The organism is Glycomyces tritici (assembly GCF_030403505.1).
In genome coordinates, this window is record NZ_JAUEMJ010000003.1 from 348,168 (window position 1) to 369,685 (window position 21,518).

17 protein-coding genes are annotated in these 21,518 nt (G+C 70.6%); 9 read left to right on the forward strand and 8 right to left on the reverse strand.

Annotated features, from left to right (window positions below):
* Positions 1-170 precede the first annotated feature (170 nt).
* Together QWI33_RS12040 and QWI33_RS12045 are read right to left on the reverse strand one after the other, a co-directional pair.
* A complete protein-coding gene (locus QWI33_RS12040; protein ID WP_289957390.1) occupies positions 171-932 on the reverse strand; it encodes an ABC transporter permease in 762 nt (253 codons plus the stop codon).
* A gap of 1 nt (position 933) precedes the next feature.
* Entirely contained in the window at positions 934-1,902 is a 969-nt protein-coding gene (locus QWI33_RS12045) for an ATP-binding cassette domain-containing protein (protein ID WP_289957391.1), read from the reverse strand.
* Positions 1,903-2,033: 131 nt separating this feature from the next.
* Here QWI33_RS12045 and QWI33_RS12050 point away from each other — a divergent pair, with 131 nt between their 5' ends.
* The 3 genes from QWI33_RS12050 (at position 2,034) to QWI33_RS12060 (ending at position 6,240) form a co-directional block, all read left to right on the forward strand.
* On the forward strand, positions 2,034-2,900 hold the full coding sequence (locus QWI33_RS12050; protein WP_289957392.1) for a PadR family transcriptional regulator: 867 nt from the start codon (positions 2,034-2,036) through the stop codon (positions 2,898-2,900).
* Complete coding sequence (locus tag QWI33_RS12055) at positions 2,885-4,627, forward strand: acetyl/propionyl/methylcrotonyl-CoA carboxylase subunit alpha (RefSeq protein WP_289957393.1); 1,743 nt, start codon at positions 2,885-2,887, stop codon at positions 4,625-4,627. The genes QWI33_RS12050 and QWI33_RS12055 overlap by 16 nt, the downstream gene beginning before the upstream one ends.
* 176 nt (positions 4,628-4,803) lie before the next feature.
* Positions 4,804-6,240, forward strand: a complete 1,437-nt coding sequence (locus QWI33_RS12060; RefSeq protein WP_289957394.1) for a GuaB1 family IMP dehydrogenase-related protein — start codon at positions 4,804-4,806, stop codon at positions 6,238-6,240.
* Positions 6,241-6,725: 485 nt separating this feature from the next.
* Here QWI33_RS12060 and QWI33_RS12065 read toward each other — a convergent pair whose 3' ends face one another.
* Both QWI33_RS12065 and QWI33_RS12070 read right to left on the reverse strand, forming a co-directional pair.
* Positions 6,726-7,367: a response regulator gene (locus tag QWI33_RS12065; protein ID WP_289957395.1), complete on the reverse strand. Its 642-nt coding sequence runs from the start codon at positions 7,365-7,367 to the stop codon at positions 6,726-6,728.
* Positions 7,364-8,233: a sensor histidine kinase gene (locus QWI33_RS12070; RefSeq protein WP_289957396.1), complete on the reverse strand. Its 870-nt coding sequence runs from the start codon at positions 8,231-8,233 to the stop codon at positions 7,364-7,366. Before QWI33_RS12070 ends, QWI33_RS12065 begins: the two co-directional genes overlap by 4 nt.
* Positions 8,234-8,341: 108 nt before the next feature.
* On the opposite strand from QWI33_RS12070, the gene QWI33_RS12075 reads away from it, so the two are divergent.
* From QWI33_RS12075 to QWI33_RS12085, 3 genes are all read left to right on the forward strand, one after another.
* Positions 8,342-9,100, forward strand: coding sequence for an ABC transporter ATP-binding protein (locus QWI33_RS12075; protein ID WP_289957397.1), 759 nt, complete (start codon positions 8,342-8,344; stop codon positions 9,098-9,100).
* The gene (locus tag QWI33_RS12080; RefSeq protein WP_289957398.1) at positions 9,097-9,852 is read left to right on the forward strand and encodes a hypothetical protein; all 756 of its coding nucleotides are present in this window, start codon (positions 9,097-9,099) and stop codon (positions 9,850-9,852) included. Before QWI33_RS12075 ends, QWI33_RS12080 begins: the two co-directional genes overlap by 4 nt.
* A gap of 237 nt (positions 9,853-10,089) precedes the next feature.
* Entirely contained in the window at positions 10,090-11,100 is a 1,011-nt protein-coding gene (locus tag QWI33_RS12085) for an L-type lectin family protein (RefSeq protein ID WP_289957399.1), read from the forward strand.
* A gap of 65 nt (positions 11,101-11,165) precedes the next feature.
* On the opposite strand, the gene QWI33_RS12090 is transcribed toward QWI33_RS12085, so the two are convergent.
* Positions 11,166-12,551 carry an NAD(P)H-quinone dehydrogenase gene (locus QWI33_RS12090; protein WP_289957400.1) on the reverse strand — a complete coding sequence of 462 codons (1,386 nt, stop codon included), beginning with the start codon at positions 12,549-12,551 and terminating at the stop codon, positions 11,166-11,168.
* 61 nt (positions 12,552-12,612) lie between these two features.
* Here QWI33_RS12090 and QWI33_RS12095 point away from each other — a divergent pair, with 61 nt between their 5' ends.
* Positions 12,613-13,056, forward strand: a complete 444-nt coding sequence (locus QWI33_RS12095) for a gamma-glutamylcyclotransferase family protein (RefSeq protein WP_289957401.1) — start codon at positions 12,613-12,615, stop codon at positions 13,054-13,056.
* A gap of 326 nt (positions 13,057-13,382) precedes the next feature.
* Here QWI33_RS12095 and QWI33_RS12100 read toward each other — a convergent pair whose 3' ends face one another.
* A complete protein-coding gene (locus QWI33_RS12100) occupies positions 13,383-14,696 on the reverse strand; it encodes an amidohydrolase (protein WP_289957402.1) in 1,314 nt (437 codons plus the stop codon).
* 391 nt (positions 14,697-15,087) lie between these two features.
* The gene (locus tag QWI33_RS12105) at positions 15,088-16,674 is read right to left on the reverse strand and encodes an acyl-CoA mutase large subunit family protein (protein ID WP_289957403.1); all 1,587 of its coding nucleotides are present in this window, start codon (positions 16,672-16,674) and stop codon (positions 15,088-15,090) included.
* A 249-nt stretch (positions 16,675-16,923) separates the two neighbouring features.
* Here QWI33_RS12105 and QWI33_RS12110 point away from each other — a divergent pair, with 249 nt between their 5' ends.
* Together QWI33_RS12110 and QWI33_RS12115 are read left to right on the forward strand one after the other, a co-directional pair.
* The gene (locus tag QWI33_RS12110) at positions 16,924-18,957 is read left to right on the forward strand and encodes a serine/threonine-protein kinase (RefSeq protein ID WP_289957404.1); all 2,034 of its coding nucleotides are present in this window, start codon (positions 16,924-16,926) and stop codon (positions 18,955-18,957) included.
* Between the two features lie 56 nt (positions 18,958-19,013).
* Positions 19,014-20,675, forward strand: coding sequence for a phospho-sugar mutase (locus tag QWI33_RS12115; protein ID WP_289957405.1), 1,662 nt, complete (start codon positions 19,014-19,016; stop codon positions 20,673-20,675).
* 195 nt (positions 20,676-20,870) lie between these two features.
* Here the strand turns inward: QWI33_RS12115 and upp are convergent, their stop codons facing one another.
* Positions 20,871-21,503 carry a uracil phosphoribosyltransferase gene (upp, locus tag QWI33_RS12120; RefSeq protein WP_270115372.1) on the reverse strand — a complete coding sequence of 211 codons (633 nt, stop codon included), beginning with the start codon at positions 21,501-21,503 and terminating at the stop codon, positions 20,871-20,873.
* Between the last annotated feature and the right edge of the window lie 15 nt (positions 21,504-21,518).

Here is a 21,518-nt window from a genome sequence, read left to right on the forward strand (position 1 = left end):
AGTCCCCCGCCCTCCCAGGGGGGCGACCCCGGCTCAATCTTCTCGCGCGGGTCCGACAAGAACCGCCCCGTCTTACCGTCGTAAGGAAAATTGTCACTCGAAAGAGTGCGAGAACCGCCGCGGGCCTCACGGTCCGCGGCGGTTCCGGTTTCCCTGGTTTCCTTCAGGGCCTAGGCGACCGCGCGGGCGAACTTCCGCGTCGCCCACCACACCAGCACGATCGCGAGCGCGCCGATGTAAGCGGCGGCCTGCCAGATCGCGTTCGCGCCCAGGTCGCCCTCGAAGAGCGAGCGGGAGGCCTCGACCGCGTAGTAGAACGGGTTGAAGTCGGCCACGTTCTGGAGCCAGGCCGGAGCCAGCGCCATCGGCAGCATGATGCCCGAGAGCAGCATGATCGGCTGCACGAACGTGTTGAGCACCGGCGCGAGCGTGTCCTCGCTCTTCAGGACGATCGCCACCCCGTACGAGAGCGCGCCGAGCATGAACGAGGTCAGGACGATGATCCCCAGCATGAGGAAGACGCCCGGCCAGTAGATGGTCAGGCCGCCGATCGGCGCTGCCAGCACCACCAGGAGCAGCGCCTGGAAGAGCGTGGTCGTCACGGTGGCCAAGGTCCGCCCGATGAGGAGCGCCGCGCGGCTGACCGGGGTCACCCGCATGCGCTCGATGACGCCCGCGCGCAGCTCCGCGATGAGGCTGAAGCCGACGAACGTGGAGCCGAACAGGGCCATCATGATGATCAGGCCGGGCACGAAGGTCTCCATGGCGCCGGCCTCGAAGCCCGGGGCGCCGTCGAGGCCGTTGAGCAGCGGCGCGAAGAAGATCAGGAAGTACAGCGGCTGGATCAGCATGACCACCAGCCACACCGGCTGCTTCAGGTTGAGCTTCATGGCCCGCGAGTAGACGAGCCAGGTGTCGAGCAGTGTCTTCATGTCAGTTCTCCTCCCGCAGCGAGCGGCCGGTCTGCTTCAGGAACACGTCGTCGAGGCTGGGCCGGTGCAGCTCGATCGACGCGGGGGCGATCGACGCGGTGTCGAGGGCGCGCAGGAGCTCGGGGAGCGCCGCGGCGCCGTCGTCCACGTAGAGGCGCAGGAGCGCGACGCCCGTGGCCGGGTCGGGCTCGCCCGCCTCGGCTTCGCGGACGAAAGGCTTGTCGCCCAGGAGGGTCCGGGCCTCGGCGGCCTGGTCGGCCACGCCGATGAGGACGACGTCGCCGGCGACCTCCTTCTTCAGCTCCAGTGGCGTGCCCTCGGCGACGATCTCGCCGTGGTCGATGATCGCGAGCCGGTCGCAGAGGGCGTCGGCCTCGTCGAGGTAGTGCGTGGTCAGGAAGATCGCGGTGCCGCGCTCGCGCAGGCCCCGCACCTCGTCCCACATGTGGGCGCGCGACTGGGGGTCGAGGCCGGTGGTGGGCTCGTCGAGGAAGAGCAGCTTCGGCTGGTGCATGATGCCCAGCGCGATGTCGAGGCGGCGCTTCTGGCCGCCGGAGTAGGTCTTGACGTTGCGGTCGGCGTACTCGCCGAGCTGGAACGCCTCCAGGACCTCGACGGCGCGGGCCTGCGCGGTCTTCTTCGACATGCCGTAGAGGCGGCCCTGCATGACCAGCTCCTCGCGGGCGGTGACCTCGCCCCAGGTGCCGCCCTCCTGGCCGACGTAGCCGATGTCGCGGCGCACTGCCGCTGACTGCTTGGCGAGGTCGTGGCCGCAGACCACGGCGTGGCCCTCGGTGGGCTCGATGAGGGTGCTGAGCATCCGCATCGTGGTGGTCTTGCCGGCGCCGTTGGGGCCGAGGAGTCCGAAGACCTCGCCCTCCTTGACGGCGAGGTCGACGCCGCGGACGGCCTCGACCTCCTTGCCGCGGGACTTGAAGGTCTTCTTCAGCCCCTTGGTCTCGATGAGCATGGGTACCTCACGGGTGGGTTGAACGATGTTCCTATTTCCTTGTTCAAACTTGACTATAACCATGACGTTGCGAAGGGCACAACCAGGTATAAGGGAAATCGTGAGATTAGTCAAAGGTATAATATTCAGGCATGTGGAGTACGCGTCTTCTCGTCCTCGGCCTCGTCCGATGGCTCGGTCCCGTCCACGGCTACCTGGTGCGCAGGGAGCTGGACACGTGGCGGATGCCCGGCAAGGCCGAGATCGGCGCCGGCTCGATCTACCACGCGCTCAAGAAGCTCACGGCCGACGGCCAGCTCGAGGTCGTCGCGACCGAATCGGTGGACGCGCGCCCGGCGCGCACCACCTACCGGATCACCGCCAGGGGCGAGGCCGAGTTCCAGCGGACCCTGCGGGAGAAGCTGTGGGACGTCCAGGACGCCGAGGACCCGTTCAGCACCGCCTGGTCCTTCGCGCTGGTGCTCACCCCGGCCGAGAACATCGCACTGCTGCACCAGCGGGCCGAAGTCCTGTTCGCCCGCATCGAGCAGGTGACGGCACTGCTGGCGGCGACCACCCCGGAGTTCACCCCCGGCGACGAAGGGGCGTTCGTCCCGGCCCACGCCCGCGCCATGATGAAGCGCCAGATCGACCTGTGGATCACCGACGCCGAATGGTGCGAGGACACGGCGAACCGCATCGAGTCCGGTGACATCGCGCTCGGACCGGACCTCGACCCCGAGCACGCCGCCTACTGGCGCGAGGCGATCAAGGGCGACCGGTTCCTCGACAACGCCAGGGACCGCCAAGCCCTCATCGGCGAACCCGCCGCGGAAGACCTCGCCGACGACGACCTGAACGGCCGTTTAGGAGATCATGCGAAAAAATCGACAACCCTCCTTATGGAGACCCTCCAAACTTTGAGCGCTTTATATCGTTTCGTCCGCCATCCTGGCGACGGCGTCGCCTCGGTCTCCGATATGCGGCCATTACACTGCGGAACGTGCGCAAGGTTTTGATCGCCAACCGCGGCGAGATCGCAGTGAGAGTCATCCGGGCCTGCCGGGACGCCGGGTACGAATCCGTCGCCGTCTACGCAGACGGCGATCGCGATGCACCCCACACACTCCTGGCCGACGAGGCCTTCGCCCTCGACGGCCTCACGGCCGCCGACACCTACCTGCGGATCGACAAGCTGCTGCGGATCGCCGAGCGGTCCGAAGCGGACGCCGTCCACCCCGGGTACGGGTTCCTCTCCGAGAACGCCGAGTTCGCGCAGGCCGTGATCGACGCCGGACTCACCTGGATCGGCCCCACGCCGCAGTCCATTCGCGACCTCGGCGACAAGGTCACCGCCCGCCACCTCGCCATGAAGGCGAACGTGCCGCTGGTGCCCGGCACCAAGGACCCCGTGAAGGACGCGAGCGAGATCCTCGCGTTCGCCGACGAGCACGGCCTCCCCGTCGCGATCAAAGCCGCCTTCGGCGGCGGCGGGCGCGGCCTCAAAGTCGCCCGCGACCGCGACGAGATCCCCGACCTCTTCGAATCCGCCGTGCGCGAAGCCGAAGCCGCATTCGGACGCGGCGAATGCTTCGTCGAGCGCTACCTCGACCGGCCCCGCCACGTCGAAGCGCAGGTCCTCGCCGACACCCACGGCAACGTCATCGTCGTCGGCACCCGCGACTGCTCCCTCCAGCGCCGCCACCAGAAACTCGTCGAAGAGGCCCCCGCGCCCTTCCTCACCGACGAGCAGCGCGCCACCATCCACAACGCCGCCAAGGCCATCTGCAAGGAAGCCGACTACCACGGCGCCGGCACCGTCGAATTCCTCGTCGCCGTCGACGGCACCATCTCCTTCCTCGAAGTGAACACGCGCCTCCAGGTCGAGCACCCCGTCTCCGAAGAGACCAGCGGCCTCGACCTCGTGCGCGAGCAGTTCCGCATCGCCTCCGGCGAAGCCGTCCCGCTCACCGAGGACCCCGAGCCGCGCGGCCACTCCATCGAGTTCCGCATCAACGGCGAAGACCCCGGCCGCGGATTCCTCCCCGCCCCCGGCGCCGTCACCAAGCTCCGGCTCCCCGCCGGGCCGGGCGTGCGCGTCGACACCGGCATCGAAGAGGGCTCCGTCATCGACGGGAACTTCGACTCGCTGCTCGCCAAGGTCATCGTCACCGCCTCGACCCGCGAAGAAGCGCTCCGCCGCTCCCGCCGGGCCCTCGCGGAGATGGAGGTCGAAGGCCTCGCCACCGTGCTGCCGTTCCACCGGGCCGTGATCGAGGATCCGGCGTTCGCCGAGGACTTCACCGTCCACACCCGCTGGATCGAGACCGAGTGGGACAACACGCTCGAACCGTACGCAGCGGCCCCCGCGGGCGGCGGCGACAGCGAGGAGCGCACCAGCCTCGTCGTCGAAGTCGGCGGCAAGCGCCTCGAAGTGTCGATCCCCGCCGGGCTCCTCAACCCCGTCGCCTCCAACAAGCCGAAGAAGCGCGGCCCCAAGAAGAAGGCCGACGCCGGCCCCGCCATCGGCGGCGACGGCCTGCCGTCCCCGATGCAGGGCACCATCGTCAAGGTCGCCGTGACCGACGGTCAGTCCGTCGTCAAGGGCGACACCATCGTGGTCCTCGAGGCCATGAAGATGGAGCAGCCCATCGAGGCACACAAGTCCGGCACCGTCTCAGGGCTCGAAGTGGGCATCGGCGACGTCGTGGCCGCCGGGGCCCCGATCTGCCAGATCTCCGATTGAGCCGCGTAACCGATCTGTCAGATCGCAGACTTACAACGGGCCGTTCGCGGAGGGACAATAGTCAGTGCTGTGCGTAACACCACAAGCACTGAACTCATCGACCGAAACCGGGTTACGGTTCCCGGCGGCGGAAATCCTCCGCCCGGAACCCGACCACTCCCTACAGGGGGACAGCCATGCGCTTCATCGACGGACAACCCGGCCACGACCTCACCTACGCGGACGTGTTCATGGTCCCGAACCGGTCGAGCGTGGCCTCGCGCCTCGACGTCGACCTGTCGACCGCCGACGGCACCGGGAACTCCATCCCCATCATCGCGGCCAACATGACCGCCGTCTCGGGCCGGCGCATGGCCGAGACCCTCGCCCGCCGCGGCGCCCTCGCGGTGATCCCGCAGGACATCCCCGTCGACGTCGTCGCCGACGTCATCGCCCGCGTCAAGTCCCGCCCGCTCGACTGCGACGCGGCCCTGACCCTCCCGCCCACCGCCACCGTGGCCGAGGCGATCGCCCTCTTCCCCAAGCGCGCGCACGGCGCGGTCATCGTCACCGACTCCGAGCGCCGCCCGCTCGGCGTCGTCACCGAAGCCGACTGCCGCGGCGTCGACCGCTTCACGCAGCTCGAGCAGGTCGCCTCCGACCGCCTCGTCACCCTGCCCATGGGCATCTCCGACGCCGAGGCGTTCAAGATCCTCGAAGACGCCAACATCAAACTCGCGCCCGTGCTCGACGGCGAAGGCCGCCTCCACGGCGTCCTCACCCGCGCCGGCGCCCTGCGCAACACCATCTACCGGCCCAACACCGACGCTAACGGGAGCCTCCGCGTCGCCGTCGCCATCGGCATCAACGGCGACGTCACCGGCAAGGCCACCGCGCTCGTCGAGGCCGGAGCCGACGTGATCGTCGTCGACACCGCCCACGGCCACCAGGAGAAGATGCTCGACGCGCTCAAACTCGTGCGCGACGCCGCCCCGCACCTGCCGATCGCCGCCGGCAACGTCGTCACCGCCGAAGGCGCGACCGACCTCATCAACGCGGGCGCCGACATCGTGAAGGTCGGCGTCGGCCCCGGCGCGATGTGCACCACCCGCATGATGACCGGCGTCGGCCGGCCCCAGTTCTCCGCGGTCCTCGAATGCTCCGCCACCGCGCACCGCTACGGCAAACACGTGTGGGCCGACGGCGGCGTCCGCCACCCGCGCGACGTCGCCCTCGCACTCGCCGCAGGCGCCTCGAACGTCATGATCGGCTCCTGGTTCGCCGGAACCCACGAGTCCCCCGGCGACATGCACTACGACGCCGACGGCCGGGCCTTCAAGGAGTCCTTCGGCATGGCCTCGGCGCGGGCCGTCAAGGCCCGCAGCGCCAGCGACTCCTCCTTCGACCAGGCGCGCAAGGCCCTGTTCGAAGAGGGCATCTCCACCGGCCGGATGTACCTGGACCAGAAGCGCCCCGGCGTGGAGGACCTCCTCGACTCGATCGTGGCGGGCGTGCGGTCCGCCGCGACCTACGCCGGCGCGACCAACCTGGCCGAGTTCCACGAGCGCGCGGCCGTGGGCGTGCAGTCCGCCGCGGGCTACACGGAAGGCGCGCCGGTCCCGAGCAGCTGGTGAGCACTGCGAGCGAAGCCTAGAGGCGCGCTGGCAGTCCGGTAAGCAAGGCCGTGGGCGTCCGCCGGGAGGCGGGCGTCCTCGGTGTTTTCGGTGCTGTGTCGAGCTGCGCGTGTGCCGAGTGGGCCTGGGTGTTCGCATGTGTCGAGAATTCTGGTGCGGGCGCACCGGCGTCGTTGCCGGTGCGCCCGCGTTCGTACCCCTCGCGAGGTCTCCTGGCAGGAGCCGCGCGGGAGTGCACTCCCGCGCGGTCTTCGGGGGCGGCCCCCCGGGGTTCCCACATTCGCCGCCAGTCCTGCCAGGACCGGACCGCCACTCCGCACTTCCGCCTCCACCGGCGAAGCAGCCGTTTTTTCAATCAACAATCACATGTCGGGCAAGGGTTGCCCAGAACTATTTCCCGCCTGTGGATAACTCGCGGTAATCGCAATGAAACTGCTGTTCGCGGGCTGTGGATAACTTCGGGTCGATGCGGGCTTGCGCTGGGGTCAGGTTCTCGCGTCCCTCGCCAGCATCGCCGCCTGAACCCGGTTGGTGCAGCCGAGCTTGGCGAGCACTCGGCTCACATAGGTCTTGACGCTTGCTTCACTCATGTGGACCCGGCCCGCGATCTCCGCGTTCGAGAGGCCTTCGGCCACCGCCTCCAGGACCTCGCGTTCGCGCGCGGCCAGTCGCGCGACGCGCTCCACCGCATCGCGCCGCCGGGGCGCCGACTCCGGGGCCACCAGGCCCAGCACCATCCGCGTCACCACCGGCGACAGGTACGCCTCCCCCGCCGCGACCGCGCGGACCGCCGTCACCAGTTCCTCTGGCGCGCAGGTCTTCAGAACGAACCCCGCGGCCCCCTTCTCCACTGCCGACAGCACGTTCTCCTGGTCGCCGAAGGAGGTCAGCACCAGCGCCCGCGTCCCCGGCGACACCGCGTCGAGCCGCTCGACCACCGCGAGACCGCCCAGGCCCGGCATGTGCAGGTCCACCAGCGCGACCTCCGGGCGGCAACGTTCGATCGCCGCCAGCGCGTCGCGTCCGTTGTGGGCGGTGCCGGCGATGTCGATGCCCGCTGCTTCCAGGACCGTGCGCACCCCTTCGACGACGAGCGGCTCGTCGTCGGCGATCACGACGCGCGTCATCCGCCCTGCACCCCGGCGATCGAGGTCAGCGGGAGGAGGACGAGGAGGAGGACGACGGTGGCGACGGCGGCGGCGCGGGCGGTTCGCGGGAGTTGCGGGCGGCTGGTGGGGAGGGGCAGCATGGCGCTCAGTCGGAAGCGGCCGGCGTCGGTGCGGTGGTCGAGGAGGCCGCCTGCTGCGGCGACGCGTTCGTGGAGGCCGGGGAGTCCGTGTCCGCCGGGCAGGCCGGGGGTCTTCGTTGCGGGGATCGGGTTTTCGACGGCGATGAGCAGGGCGTCGGCCTCCCAGGTGACGGTGGCGCGGACGGGTGCGCCGGGGGCGTGTTTCGCGGCGTTCGCGAGGCCTTCTTCGAGGACGGCGTAGGCGGCTCGGGCGGCGACGGCGGGGAGGGGGCCGGGTGTGCCTTCGTGGCGGAGTTCGACGGGGACGCCCGCTTCCATGAAGGCGGCGGCGAGGGTGGCGGCTTCGGCGGGGTCGAAGCGGGTCTCGGTCTCGGCGCCGGTGCGCAGGAGTGACACGAGGCCGTGGAGGTCTTCGACGGCGGCGCGGACGGTGTCGCCGACCTGGCGGGCTTCGGCGCGGCGTTCGGTGTCGGTTTCGCGGACTTCGAGGGCGGCGACTTGGACGGCGGCGAGGCCGAGGCGGCGGCCGATGCGGTCGTGCATGTCGCGGGCGAGGCGCAGGCGTTCGCGTTCGACGGCGACTTCCTGTTCGCGCATGGAGCGGCGGTAGCGCTGCCAGAGGGCGACGACGACGGCGGCGGCGAGGAGGGCGAGGATGCCGGCGGGGATGGGTCCGGCGGGCAGGGCGGCGAGCAGGGTGAACTCGGCGAGGACGATGGCGATGGTCGCGAGCAGACCTTTCATAGGGCCAGGGTACGCATCGGGTCGGCGCGGTGGCGGTTCACTTTCGTCGCGGGCGGGAGCGACCTTCGGGGACTGTCGTTGCGGTGCTTGGTTTTCTACGGTGGCTGTGTGATCGAAGTACGAAATCTGACGAAGCGGTATAGGGGCGGCACGGCCGTCGACGACCTGTCGTTCACGGTGGAGCCGGGGCGTGTCACCGGTTTCCTGGGGCCGAACGGCGCGGGGAAGTCCACGACGATCCGGCTGATCCTCGGCCTGGACCGGCCCACGAGTGGGCGGGCGATGGTGAACGGGCGGCCGTATGCGTCCCTTGACCGGCCGTTGACTGAGGTCGGGGCGTTGATGGAGGCCGGGGATCTGCATCCGACGCGGAGTGTGCGTGAGCATCTGCGGTGGCTGGCGCGCACGAACGGGATCGGGGAGCGGCGGATCGGGGAGGTCTTGGAGGCCACCGGGATGGCGGGGGTGGCGCGGAAGCGCGCGAAGGCGTTGTCGCTGGGGATGAAGCAGCGGCTCGGTGTGGCGGCGGCGCTGCTGGGCGACCCGGGGGTGCTCATTCTCGACGAGCCGGTGAACGGTCTCGACCCGGAGGGGGTGGTGTGGATCCGGCATCTGATGAAGGGTCTGGCGGCTGAGGGCCGGACGGTGCTGGTGTCGAGTCATCTCATGTCGGAGATGGCGTTGACGGCGGAGCATCTGGTGGTGATCGGGCGGGGCCGGCTGCTGGCGGACACGTCCACGGAGGATTTCATCGCCGCGCATGCGGCGGACGGCGGCGGGTCGAGCCTGGAGGAGGCGTTCATGCGGTTGACGGGTGCGTCGGTCGATTTTCGGAGCGGTTCGGGCATGCCCGGGGGTGCGCTGTGAGCGGGTTCGTGCGGGCGGCGTCGGCCGAGTGGGTGAAGATCCGGTCGGTGCGGTCGACGGTGGTGGCGTTGAGCCTGTTCGCGTTCGTCGCGCTCGGGTTGGGCTGGGTGGTCGCGAACGGGTTCTCGGCGGGCGGTCCGAAGACCGATGCGCTGCTGCCGGTGTTCTTCGGGTTGCTGACGGCCCAGTTGGTGCTGGTGACGTTCGCGGTGGCGACGGTGGGTGCGGAGTTCTCGACGGGGACGATCCGGGCGTCGCTGGCGGCGGTGCCGTCGCGGGGCAGGCTGTTCGCGGCGAAGATGACGTCGGTGGGGCTCACGGTGGCGGCTGCGGCGCTGGTGGTGGAGTTGGCGGTGTTCGGGCTGGTGCGGTTGGTGATCGGCGATGCGGCGGCGCCGTTGACGGCGTGGTGGACGGTCCAGTCGCTGCTGGGCGGGTGGATTCATCTGACGCTGCTGAGTGTGTTCACGGCGGCGATCGCGGTGATGCTGCGCAGCACGGTGGTCACGTTGTCGGTGCTGCTGCCGGTGCTGTTCCTGTCGGGTCAGGGGCTGGGGAACATCGAGGCGATCAAGCCGGTGGCGCAGTACCTTCCCGATCAGGTGGGTCTGGTGATCATGCATTTGACGCGGCCGGGTGATCCGCAGTTCGGGCGGGACTACGGGCCTTGGGAGGGGATCCTGCTGCTGGTGCTGTGGACGGTGGCGGCGCTGGTCGGGGGGTGGCTGGTGATGCGCCGCAGGGACGCCTGAGCGGGAGCCGAACGAGGGAGCCGGGAAGGGAACGAGGGGAGGGCAGGGGGCGGCCGGGGTACCGGCCGCCCTCCCTGTTTTCGGCCCTTGTAGACCGTCCACAGTTATGGGAACCGGCCTCGATGGTGATGGTTCTCATATAGCTTCGCTCTGTAGCCGGTCGCGGTTCTTCAGGCCGCGGACCGCGTGGGCGCGGCCAGCGGGTCGGCGCTTCGCATCAGGATCGAAGGAGCACCTGTGAAACGTACTGCCATGTTCGGGGCGGGTTCGATGATGATCGCCGCGACGCTCGCCGCGGTCCCCGGCGTCGCGCACTCCCAGGACCCGGAGGCGAAGGTCCTGCTGGTGAGCGAGGAGTTCACCGGCACTGAGGTGGGGGACGACAACTTCGCCTCGCTCAACGCCTGCTTGACGGCGGCGACCGAGCTCGTCGGGGCGGACGCGTTCGACTCCTGCTCCGACCAGGCCACCGGGCCGGTCCCGGCTTCGGGGAAGCAGCCCGGGTACCTGCAGCTGACCGATGCCGCCAGGTACGACACCGGCGGCGTCGTCTACAACAAGGCGCTGCCGTCCAAGCACGGCATCGAGGTGACGTTCTCGCAGTACCAGTACGGCGGCTCGGCCGCGGACGGCATCGCGTTCTTCCTCGTCGACGGCGACACTGACCTGACCGAGACGGGTGCGTTCGGCGGCAGTCTCGGGTACGCCCAGTTCGAGGCGAACGGGCATGTCAACGACGGTGTCGACGGCGGCTACCTGGGTCTGGGCCTGGACGCCTGGGGCAACTTCTCGGGCGACACCGAGGGCCGCGGCGACGGCTGCGGGCAGGACGAGCAGGCGCCCGCGCATCTGCGGATCGAGACCAACCGGGCCCCTGACAACGTCGCGCTCCGCGGGCCGGGCCAGGGCCATGAGGGCTACTGCCTGCTCGCCACGACGGCCACTGACGAGAAGATCGGCACCTACCCGAACGGGGACATCTACGGCACCGACTTCCCCGCGAGCCTGCGCGCCGAGACGCTCGCCGACGCCAAGCGCACGGTGAAGCTCAAGGTCGTGCCCGACGGCGACCAGGCGGCGATCACCGTCGACATCGACTTCCAGAACGGCGACGGCTGGACCCGCGTCCTGGAGGCCGAGGTCCCCGACGCCCTGCCGGAGACGTTCAAGTTCGGGCTCTCCTCCTCCACAGGCGGCTCGACCGACGTGCACCTGATCCGCCACCTGCGGGTCGAGGCGTTCAAGTAGCACACGGTACGACGAGATACGGAGAGGGCCCGCGGCATCGCGCCGCGGGCCCTCTTCGCGTGCGTCTAGAACTCCATGAGCTGGCGGGCGGCCTCGGCGACCGAGCCGGACAGCGACGGGTAGATCGTGAACGTCCGCGCAACCTGCTCGACCGTGAGCCGCTGCTCCACGGCCAGTGCGATCGGGGTGATGAGTTCGGAGGCGCGGGAGCCGACGACGACGCCGCCGGCGACGATCCCGGAGGAGTTCCAGGCGAAGAGCTTCACGAAGCCTTCGGTGCGGTCGACCATCTTGGCGCGGGGGTTGGAGGCGAAGGGGAGGAGGACGCCGCGGCAGTCCACTTTGCCGGAGTCGACGTCGGCTTGGGTGACGCCGACGGAGGCGAGTTCGGGGTCGGTGAAGACGTTGGCGGCGACGTGGGCGAGTTTGATGGGGCGCACGGCTTCGCCGAGGGCGTGCCAGATGGCGATGCGGCCCTGCATGGCGGCGACGGAGGCGAGGGCGTGGACGCCGGTGACGTCGCCGGCGGCGTAGACGCCGGGGACGTTGGTGCGGGAGACCTTGTCGACGGGGATGAATCCGCGCTCGTCGACGGTGATGCCGTAGGCGTGGAGGCCGAGGTTGTCGGAGTTGGGGATGGAGCCGACGCAGATGAGGGCGTGGGTGCCTTGGATGACGGTGCCGTCGTCGAGTTCGACTTCGACGCCGTCGTCGGTGCGGCGGGCGGCGGCGGCGCGGGAGTGGTTGCGCACGTCCATGCCGCGGCGGACGAAGACGCGCCCGACGGTTTCGGCGGCTTCGGCGTCTTCGTGGGGCATGACGCGGTCGCGGGAGGAGATGAGGGTGACGTGGGAGCCCATGGCGAGGTACGCGGAGGCGAATTCGGCGCCGGTGACGCCGGAGCCGACGACGATGAGGTGCTCGGGGAGTTCTTTGAGGTCGTAGAGCTGGCGCCAGGTGAGGATGCGTTCGCCGTCGACGGGGGCGGAGGTGAGGGTGCGGGGGGTGGCGCCGGTGGCGATGAGGACGACGTCGGCGTCGGCGTCGTACGGTTCGCCTTCGAGGGGGACGATGTGGAGTTCGTGGAGGTAGTTGTAGCCCTTGTCGACGCGGAGGGCGCCGCGCCCCTGGACGATGTCGACGCCGGCGTTGAGGAGTTTCTGGGCGATGTCGGCGGACTGCTGGGCGGCGAGGCGGCGGACGCGGCCGTTGACGGCGGCGGGGTCGGCGGTGGCTTCGAGGGTGGCGACGCCGAGTTCGCTGGATTCGTGGATCTCGGTGAGGACGGAGGAGGCGGCGATGAAGGTCTTGGAGGGGACGCAGTCGGAGAGGACGCACGCGCCGCCCGGTCCGGTGGCCTCGATGAGGGTGACGTCGGCGCCGAGTTGGGCCGCCACGAGGGCCGCTTCATACCCGGCGGGGCCTCCTCCGATGATCGCTACTCGTGCCACGGTGCGCCTTTCGGTGTTCGGGATGCTTCAGTGCGGGCTGGTTTAAGGGTATCTTCGAGTCGTGCATCTCTATGCCGCGTATGGCTCGAATCTCGACCCTGCCCGAATGCGCGCCACGTGCCCGCGGTCGCCGCTGGTGGGTACCGGCTGGCTGGAAGGCTGGCGCCTGACGTTCGGCAACGCCGATCTGGGCTCGGAGACCGCCGTGGCGACGGTGGTGGAGTCCCCGGGTGAGCGGGTGTTCGTGGCGCTCTACGACCTCGACCCGGCCGACCGGCAGGTCCTCGACGAGCTCGAGGGGCTGAACTCGGGGTTGTATCGGAAGATGCACACCCAGGCGGCGACGCTGGAGGCGAACCGGCCCGTGTGGCTGTACGTGTTCGAGGGGTTCGAGGGCGGGCTGCCGAGCCAGTGGTACCTCGACGAGATCATGCAGGCGGCGGAGGCCGCGGGTGCGCCGCAGGACTACGTCGAGACGCTGCGGAAGCGGCCGACGGCCGAGTAGGCGGTCTTCCGCCGATAGCTGACCGGGGCAGGTTGGGCCGGTTCGGCTCGCTGTTCGGTTCGGATACAGCGCCGCTGGTCGGCGGGTGTGTCGGACCCGGTGCGTACGCTCGGGTTTCGGGGGCGCTGCGGATGTCCGTTTTGCCGGGACGCTCCGTTCATGTTTCGCGGGCCGGGTTGCTTGTCGGACCTCGCGCGTAGCGTTGATCTCGGGGGTTCCCAGGAGTGTCCGATTTGCCTGGACGCTCCGTTCATGTTCTTAGACGACGATCGGGGAGTCGCGAAGCGACTCCCCGATCGTCGTGCGCTGCTTTAGCTCGTGCCTCTTCAGAAAGCCGGGCTCGCGGCGGCGGCGAGGACCGTGTGGGTCATGACGCGCACGCCGTGGGCGAGCGCGGTCTCGTCGATGTCGAAGTTGCCCTGGTGGATGTCGAGGCGCTCGCCGGGGCGGCCGACGCCGAGGCGGGCCATCGCGCCGGGCACCTGCTCGAGGTAGTACGCGAAGTCCTCGCCGCCCATGGACATGGGGGCTTCGGCGACGGCGTCGTCGCCGAGCGCGGCGGCGGTGGCGCCGGCGAACATCGCGGAGGCGATGCGGTCGTTGACGACCGGCGGGACGCCGCGGCGGTAGTCGATCTCGCATTCGACGCCGGAGGCGCGGGCGACCGAGCGGGTCACCTCCTGCACGAGGTCGGGGATCATGTCCCAGGTCTCGCGGCCGTGCACGCGGACGGTGGCGCGCGCCAGGGCCTCCTGCGGGATCGCGTTCGCGGCCTCGCCGGCCTGGACCGCGCCGAAGACGATCGCGACGGACTGGCGCGGGTCGAGGCGGCGGTTCACGAGCGCGGGCACGTCGACGACGACACGCCCGATGGCGTTGACGAGGTCGGAGGTGAGGTGCGGGCGGGAGGTGTGGCCGCCGCGGCCGGACATGCGGACCTCCATGACGTCGCACGCGGCGGTCAGGGGGCCGTTGCGGACGGCGATCTTCCCGGACTGGAACTGCGGGTCGCAGTGGAACGCGAAGATCGCGGCGACGTCCTGCAGCGCCCCGTACTTGATCATGGTGGGCGCGCCGGACGGGAACTGCTCCTCGGACGGCTGGAACACGAGCCGGAACCGGCCGGGGAGGCCTTCGAGGCGATCGATCTCGGCGAGGACGCGGCCGAGGCCCATGAGCATCGCGGTGTGGGCGTCGTGGCCGCACGCGTGGCAGACGCCGGGGACGGTGGAGCGGTACGGGACCTGCTTGGGGTCGTGGATCGGCAGGGCGTCCATGTCGGCGCGGATGGCGATCACGCGGTCGCCGGTGCCGATGTCGCAGGTGAGGCCGGTGCCGTCGGGGATGATCTGCGGGTCGAGGCCGGCGTCGGCGAGGGCGGCGGCCACGTAGTTCGCGGTGTCGTGCTCCTGGCGGGAGAGGCGCGGATTCGCGTGGATGTGGCGGCGGGCCGCGATGACCTCGCCCGCGTGGGCGGCCAGCCAGCCGTCCAGGAACTCGGGCAGCGACATGGACATGGCCTGCTCCTCAGCGGCGTTGCCGGAATTGTCGAACGGGGGGAGGGCGCCGGGCACCACGAGACACGATTCGGGTGCGATGGCACCCGGCAGCGGCTCATTGGACTTTGTGGCGATACCCATCTCGACGACTTTCTCCGCAGTGAGCGTAAACATTCCTTCGCGCCTCGCAATTCGCGTTCGAGGATCAAGCCAATGGAGGTGCGATCCGGCAAGCTTAATCCGATCGCGCTCCGTTGCGGCCAGCGCCGTGATTTGCGACGTCCGGCTGCCCGTCCTGCTGGTCCCCGCGCCAGTGGTGACGGTCGCGCGACGAACGGTCACGGCCCCAGAGCTGTACCCGCTGTCATGAGGCATAACGCTTGCCGGGCCGATAAGTTACGGCCGGGATCCGGTTTTCATTCGGAACAGGGACGCGCAAGGCCGGTATGTCGCGTCCGCGGGCCAGTGTTTCCCGTTGTCGCGTTTTCGGCGACAGACGCATTGTGCGCTTCGCCTCTCAGTGATGATGCGCTCACCAATTGTCGGTCGGTACGTACCGTCCCCATTCGGCGGCGAGGGCGGTGCAGACCTCGCCGACGGTGGCGCCGGCGGCGAGTGCGGTCTTGAGGGGGTAGAGGACGTTGGCGGTGCCGGCGGCGGCGTCGGTGACGGCGGCGAGTGCGGTGCGCAGTGCGGCGGCGTCGCGGGAGTCGCGGTGGGCGGCGAGGCGGGCGACCTGCGCGGCCTCGATCGCGGGGTCCACTTTGAGCGGCTGGTAGGGGGCTTCGGCGCCGGTGAGGGTGTAGGCGTTGACGCCGACGACGGTCTGCTCGCCGGAGTCGATGCGCTTGGCGGTCTCGTAGGCGCTGCGTTCGATCTCGCTCTTCTGGAAGCCCGCTTCGATGGCCTCGACGGCGGAGCCGTGGGCGAAGACGGCGTCAATGAGGCGCAGGGCCTCGGCTTCGACCGCGTCGGTGAGGGCTTCGACGGCGTAGGAGCCGGCGAAGGGGTCGACGGTGGCGGTGAGGTCGGTCTCACCGGCGATGACCTGCTGGGTGCGCAGGGCCAGGCGGGCGGAGGCGTCGGTGGGGAGGGCGATGGCCTCGTCGTAGGCGTTGGTGTGGAGGGACTGGGTGCCGCCGAGGACGGCGGCGAGGGCCTGCACGGTGACGCGGGCGAGGTTCACCTCGGGCTGCTGGGCGGTGAGTTCGACGCCGGCGGTCTGGGTGTGGAAGCGGAGCTTCATGGAGCGGGGGTCTTTGGCGCCGAAGCGGTCGCGCATGATGTGGGCCCACATGCGGCGGGCGGCGCGGAACTTGGCGACCTCGGTGAGGAGGGTGGAGCGGGCGACGAAGAAGAAGGAGAGGCGGGGGGCGACGGCGTCGACGTCGAGGCCGGCGGCGATGGCGCAGTTGACGTACTCGATGCCGTCGGCGAGGGTGAACGCGAGTTCCTGCGCGGGGGTCGCCCCGGCTTCGGCCATGTGGTAGCCGGAGATGGAGATGGTGTTCCAGGCCGGGAGTTCGGCGGCGCAGTACGCGAAGGTGTCGGCGACGAGTCGGAGCGAGGGCGCGGGCGGGAAGATGTAGGTGCCGCGCGCGATGTACTCCTTGAGGATGTCGTTCTGGATGGTGCCGCGCAGTTTCGCGGGGTCGGCGCCCTGCTCTTCGGCGACGAGCTGGTAGAGCAGGAGGAGGACCGCGGCGGGGGCGTTGATGGTCATCGAGGTGGAGACCTCGTCGAGGGGGATGCCGCCGAAGAGGACGCGCATGTCGGCGAGGGAGTCCACGGCGACGCCGACCTTGCCGACCTCGCCTGCGGCTTCGGGCGCGTCGGAGTCGTAGCCCATCTGGGTGGGCAGGTCGAAGGCGACGGAGAGGCCGGTGGTGCCGGCTTCGAGGAGGTCGCGGTAGCGGCGGTTGGACTCCGCGGCGGTGGCGAACCCCGCGTACTGGCGCATGGTCCAGGGCTTGGAGGTGTACATGGACGGGTGGACGCCGCGCGTGTAGGGGAAGGACCCGGGTTCGCCGAGTCGCTCCGGGAGGTCCTTCGCGGCGTCGTCGGGTCCGTAGACGGGTCGGATCTCGATCCCGTCGCGGCCTTGCGGTGACGACTGCATGGCTGCCATCCTAGGGGTTGAACTGCGTCTCCGGGAAGCTCCGCCCCGGTCCCGGGGGCACGGCCTCGGCGAGGTTTGCGAGCCGTAGATTCGCGGCGCCGCGCCCGAGGCCACCCGCCTTTTACGGCACGCGCACGACCGGTTACGGAAGCAGCCGCGGTGACGCTTGCGAGTCGTAAATGGGCCCGGTACCGACCAGTCGGCCCCGACACGGCAAACTAGTGTGGATCCCTCGCGAGGAGTAGCCGAATGACGTACTCATCTGACTACGGTCGCGGTGGTCCCGGCGCATATGAGGACCCCCGCCCCGGCGCGGTACCGTCCCCTCGGTACTCCCCCGAACCCCAAGAGCCGCCCGGGTTCTCCGGTGCATCCTACGGATCCGGGCGCGGCGGGGGTGATCCGCATCCCTCCTTCGGCGCGGCCGGACCGCGCGGCGGAGCCGACCCGTACCGCCCCTCCCAGGGCTCCCGGCCCGACCCGTACGCCCCCGCGTACGGGCAGTCGAACCCGTCCTTCGGGCAGTCCGAGCCGGGCTACGGCCAGTCGAACCCCGGGTTCAACCGGGACGCGTACGGCGGCGACTCGTACGGCGACTCCTCCTCCCGGAACAGCTCCTCCTACGGCAACTACGGGAACCTCGGCCAGAGCTTCGCCGTCGGCGGCCAGGGCCAGCGCCCGCGCGTCGCCCCCACCGGCACCGGCAACCGGGCCGGGCCCGGGGACCTCGTGGCCGACCGTTACCAGCTCGTCGACCTGGTCGGCAAGGGCGGCAACGGGTCCGTGTGGCGCGCCCAGGACATGGTGCTGCGCCGCGAGGTGGCCTTGAAAGAGGTGTTCCTGCCGCCGGACCTGCCCGCGCCCGAGCGCGTCCAGCTCATCGACCGGTCGCGCCGCGAGGCGCAGATCGCCGCGGCGCTGTCGCACCCGTCGATCATCCGGATCTTCGACGTGGTCGAGCACGCCGGGCTGCCTTGGATCGTCATGGAGCTCCTGCAGGCCCGGAGCCTCGCGGAGATCCTGACGCAGGACGGGCCGCTCGCGCCGCGCGTCGCCGCGAAGATCGGGCTCGCGCTCGTCGGCGCGCTCCAGGCGGCGCACGACGCGGGGATCATCCACCGGGACATCAAGCCCGGGAACGTCCTCATCTCCACCGATGGCCGGTGCGTGCTCTCGGATTTCGGTGCGGCGCAGCAGCATCAGGTCTCCGGGGGTACGACGCCGGGGAAGGTGCTGGGGTCGGCGCATTACATCGCGCCCGAGCGGGCCGTCGGCCACCCGGCCGAGCCGGCGAGCGACGTGTTCAGTCTCGGCGTGACCTTGTACGCGGCCGTCGAGGGGCGGCCGCCGTTCGACCGCGGGGACGCCGTCTCGACCATGCGCGCGGTCGTCCAGGAGCCGCCGGAGAGCCCGCGGCACGCCGGGCCGCTCACGCCGCTCATCGGCGGGATGCTCGCGAAGGACCCGCAGCAGCGCGCGCCCCTGCCGCAGGTCCGCCAGGAGCTCCAGGCGCTGCTCGCCGGGCCGCTGGGCACCGGCGGGATCCCGCAGCAGTCGCCGCCGCTCCAGCAGCAGGGCGCCTACCAGGACGTCTCGCCGCCGCGCACGGGCGCGCGCCCGAGTATTCGCGACCGTGACCCTGAGCCGGAGCCGGGCGGGAACGTGTGGAAGTCCACGTCGGTCATCGTCGTGTGCGTGCTCCTGGCGCTCGTCCTCGTCTGGGGCGCCTACAAGGTGCTCCTCGGCGACACCGACGGCGGCGGGGACCCGGGCGCGTCCGACAGCGCCGGGGAGGACCCTACCGGTGAGGGCGGAGAATCCGAGGGCGGCGAGGGCCCGGCGTTCGAGACCAAGACGCACGAGGGCGACGGGTTCACCGCGAACTACCCGGCGACCTGGGTCGAAGGCGAAGGGGGCGAGCACTACGCGGTGTACTACAACCCCGACGACGAGACCCAGTGGGTGCGGTTCTACTCCGGTTTCGACCACGAGGCCGACAGCGCCGAGGCGTACCTCACCGACTACTGGGACGGGCTGCCCGAGAGCATGGAGGACCTCGACCAGGCGCAGCTCGCCGCGACCTCGTTCGGCGGCATGGACGGCACGGTCCTGGAGTACACCGGCACGAACCTCGACGACGGCGCCGAGCGGCACTCGATCTGGGCGCTCGCCGACGACGGCGACGGCACCGCCTACGGCGTGTTCATCTCCGGCGACGCCGGGGCATGGGACCTATCACAGCAGGTGTACGACGAGGCTGTGGCGTCGTTCAAGACCGGCTGAGGCCACACGGTCCACAACAGCGGCCTCCCGTCTTGCGGATATGCGACGATTTCTGCATGACGGAGGAGACGACCAACCTGGATGCGCTGCGCGCCGACGTGCTGCAGTGGATCACCGACGACCCTGACAAGACCTCCCGGGACGAGCTGTACCGGCTGCTCGACGGCCTCCCCGCGGCGGGCCCCGACCTCACCGACCGCTTCGCCGGGCGGCTCAAGTTCGGCACTGCGGGCCTGCGCGGCCCGCTGCGCGCCGGACCGAACGGCATGAACCTCGCCGTCGTGCGCGCCGCCGCCGCCGGCCTCGCGAACTGGCTCGACGCGAAAGGCGCCGAAGGGCCCGTCGTCATCGGCTACGACGCCCGCCACGGCAGCCGCGCGTTCGCCGCCGAGACCGCGCGCGTCGTCACCGGTTCGGGCCGCCGCGCCCTCGTCATGCCCGGGCCGCTCCCCACGCCCGTGACCGCCTACGCCGTCACGAAACTCGGTGCGGCCGCGGCCGTGCAGGTCACCGCCAGCCACAACCCGCCGCAGGACAACGGCTACAAGGTGTACCTGGGCCGCGAGCTCGGCGGCGACCTCGGCGCGGGCGCCCAGATCGTCCCGCCCGCCGACACCGAGATCGAGGCCGCGATCGAAGCGCTCGGCCCGCTCTCGGAGATCCCCCTGGGCGACGAGGGCGAGATCCTCGACGACAAGGTCGTCGACGACTACCTGAACGCCGTCGCCTCCGTCGTCGACCCCGACGACCCCAAGCGCCTCGCGTCCGTCGCCACCCCGATGCACGGCGTCGGCGGCGCGACCCTGGTCCGCGCCATGGAGCGCGCCGGATTCCCGGCCCCCACCTTGGTGGCCCGCCAGGCCGACCCCGACGCCGACTTCCCCACCGTGGCCTTCCCCAACCCCGAGGAGCCCGGCGCGATCGACCTGCTCAAGGCCCTCGCGATCGAAGAGGGCGCCGACGTGGCGCTCGCCCTCGACCCGGACGCCGACCGCTGCTCGGTCGCCGTCCCGGTCGGGGACGGCACCTGGCGCCAGCTCAGCGGCAACGAGGTGGGCGTGCTCCTGGCCGACCACTGGATGCGCAAGGGTCGCAAGGGCACCTACGCGACCACGATCGTGTCCACCACGCAGCTGAAGGCGATGTGCGAGAAGCGCGGCTTCGGCTACATGGAGACCCTCACCGGTTTCAAGTGGCTGGCCCGCACCAGCGCCGACCTGGCGTTCGCGTTCGAGGAGGCCCTCGGCTACTGCGTCGCACCGGAGTTCCTGCGCGACAAGGACGGCATCTCCGCGTCCCTGATCGTCAGCGAGATCGCGGCCGGCCAGGCCGCCCGCATGGCGACCCTGCAGGACCGCCTCGACGAGCTCGCCGAGGAGTTCGGCGTGTACGAGACCGGGCAGCTCTCCGTCCGCGTCGAGGACCTCAGCGAGATCGGCGCGTGCATGAAGCGCCTGCGCGCCCACCCGCCCACCTCGCTCCTGGACGAGCCGGTCACCGACTACCTCGACCGGCTGCCCGACGCCGACGTCGTCACCGTCACGACGGCGAACGCCCGGGTCGTGTGCCGCCCCAGCGGCACCGAGCCGAAGCTCAAGGCGTACCTCGAGGTCCGCGAGGACGTCGGCGGCGACCTCGCGGGCGCCCGCGAACGGGCCCGCGCGAGCGTCGAGGCCCTGAAGGCCGAGATCGCCGCGGTCCTGGGCGTGCCGCACTAGCGATAACGAGCACGAAGAGGGGCCGGGGGGGGGGCGCCCCCCCCCCCCCCCCGCCGCGGCCACCATCCGCGGGGGGCGGCGCCCTTGGGGGGGGCCGCGGCCGGTGATCGCCGCGGGCGGGGGCGTGCCGCACTAGCTATACCGAGCACTACGGGGGGCGGGGCGCGGCGCGCCCGGCCCCTCATGTCGTTCCTGCTAGAAGCGGCGGTAGGCGCCGAATTGGCGGTCGCCGGCGTCGCCGAGGCCGGGAATGATGTACGCGGCGTCGTTGAGCTCCGGGTCGACCGCGGCGGTGGTCATGCGGAGGCTGAGCCCGGAGGCGTCGAGCTTCGCGATCCCGTCGGGCGCGCACAGGACCGAGATCAGGTCGATGTCGGTGCAGCCGCGCGCGGCGATCATCTCGCAGCAGCGCAGCAGCGAGCCGCCGGTGGCGACCATCGGGTCCAGCACGATGACATGGCGTCCGGCCAGGTCGTCGGGCAGGGACTCCATGTACGCGTACGGCTCATGGGTCTCCTCGTCGCGGGCCAGGCCCACGAACCCCATCGAGGCGTCCGGGATCATCGCCTGGGCGGCGTCCGCCATGCCCAGCCCGGCGCGCAGCACCGGGACGAGCAGCGGCGGGTTCCCGAGCCGGTAGCCCTTGGCCGGGGCCACGGGCGTCCTGATCTCGTATTCGGTCACGGCCACGTCGCGCGTGGCCTCGTAGACGAGCATTGTTGTGAGCTCGTGCAGGGCAGCCCGGAACCTTGGCGAGTCCGAGCGCTCGTCCCGCATGGCGGTAAGCCGTTCTGCGGCGAGCGGGTGTTCGACGATCTTGACATCCACGGTTCCCAACCTTAA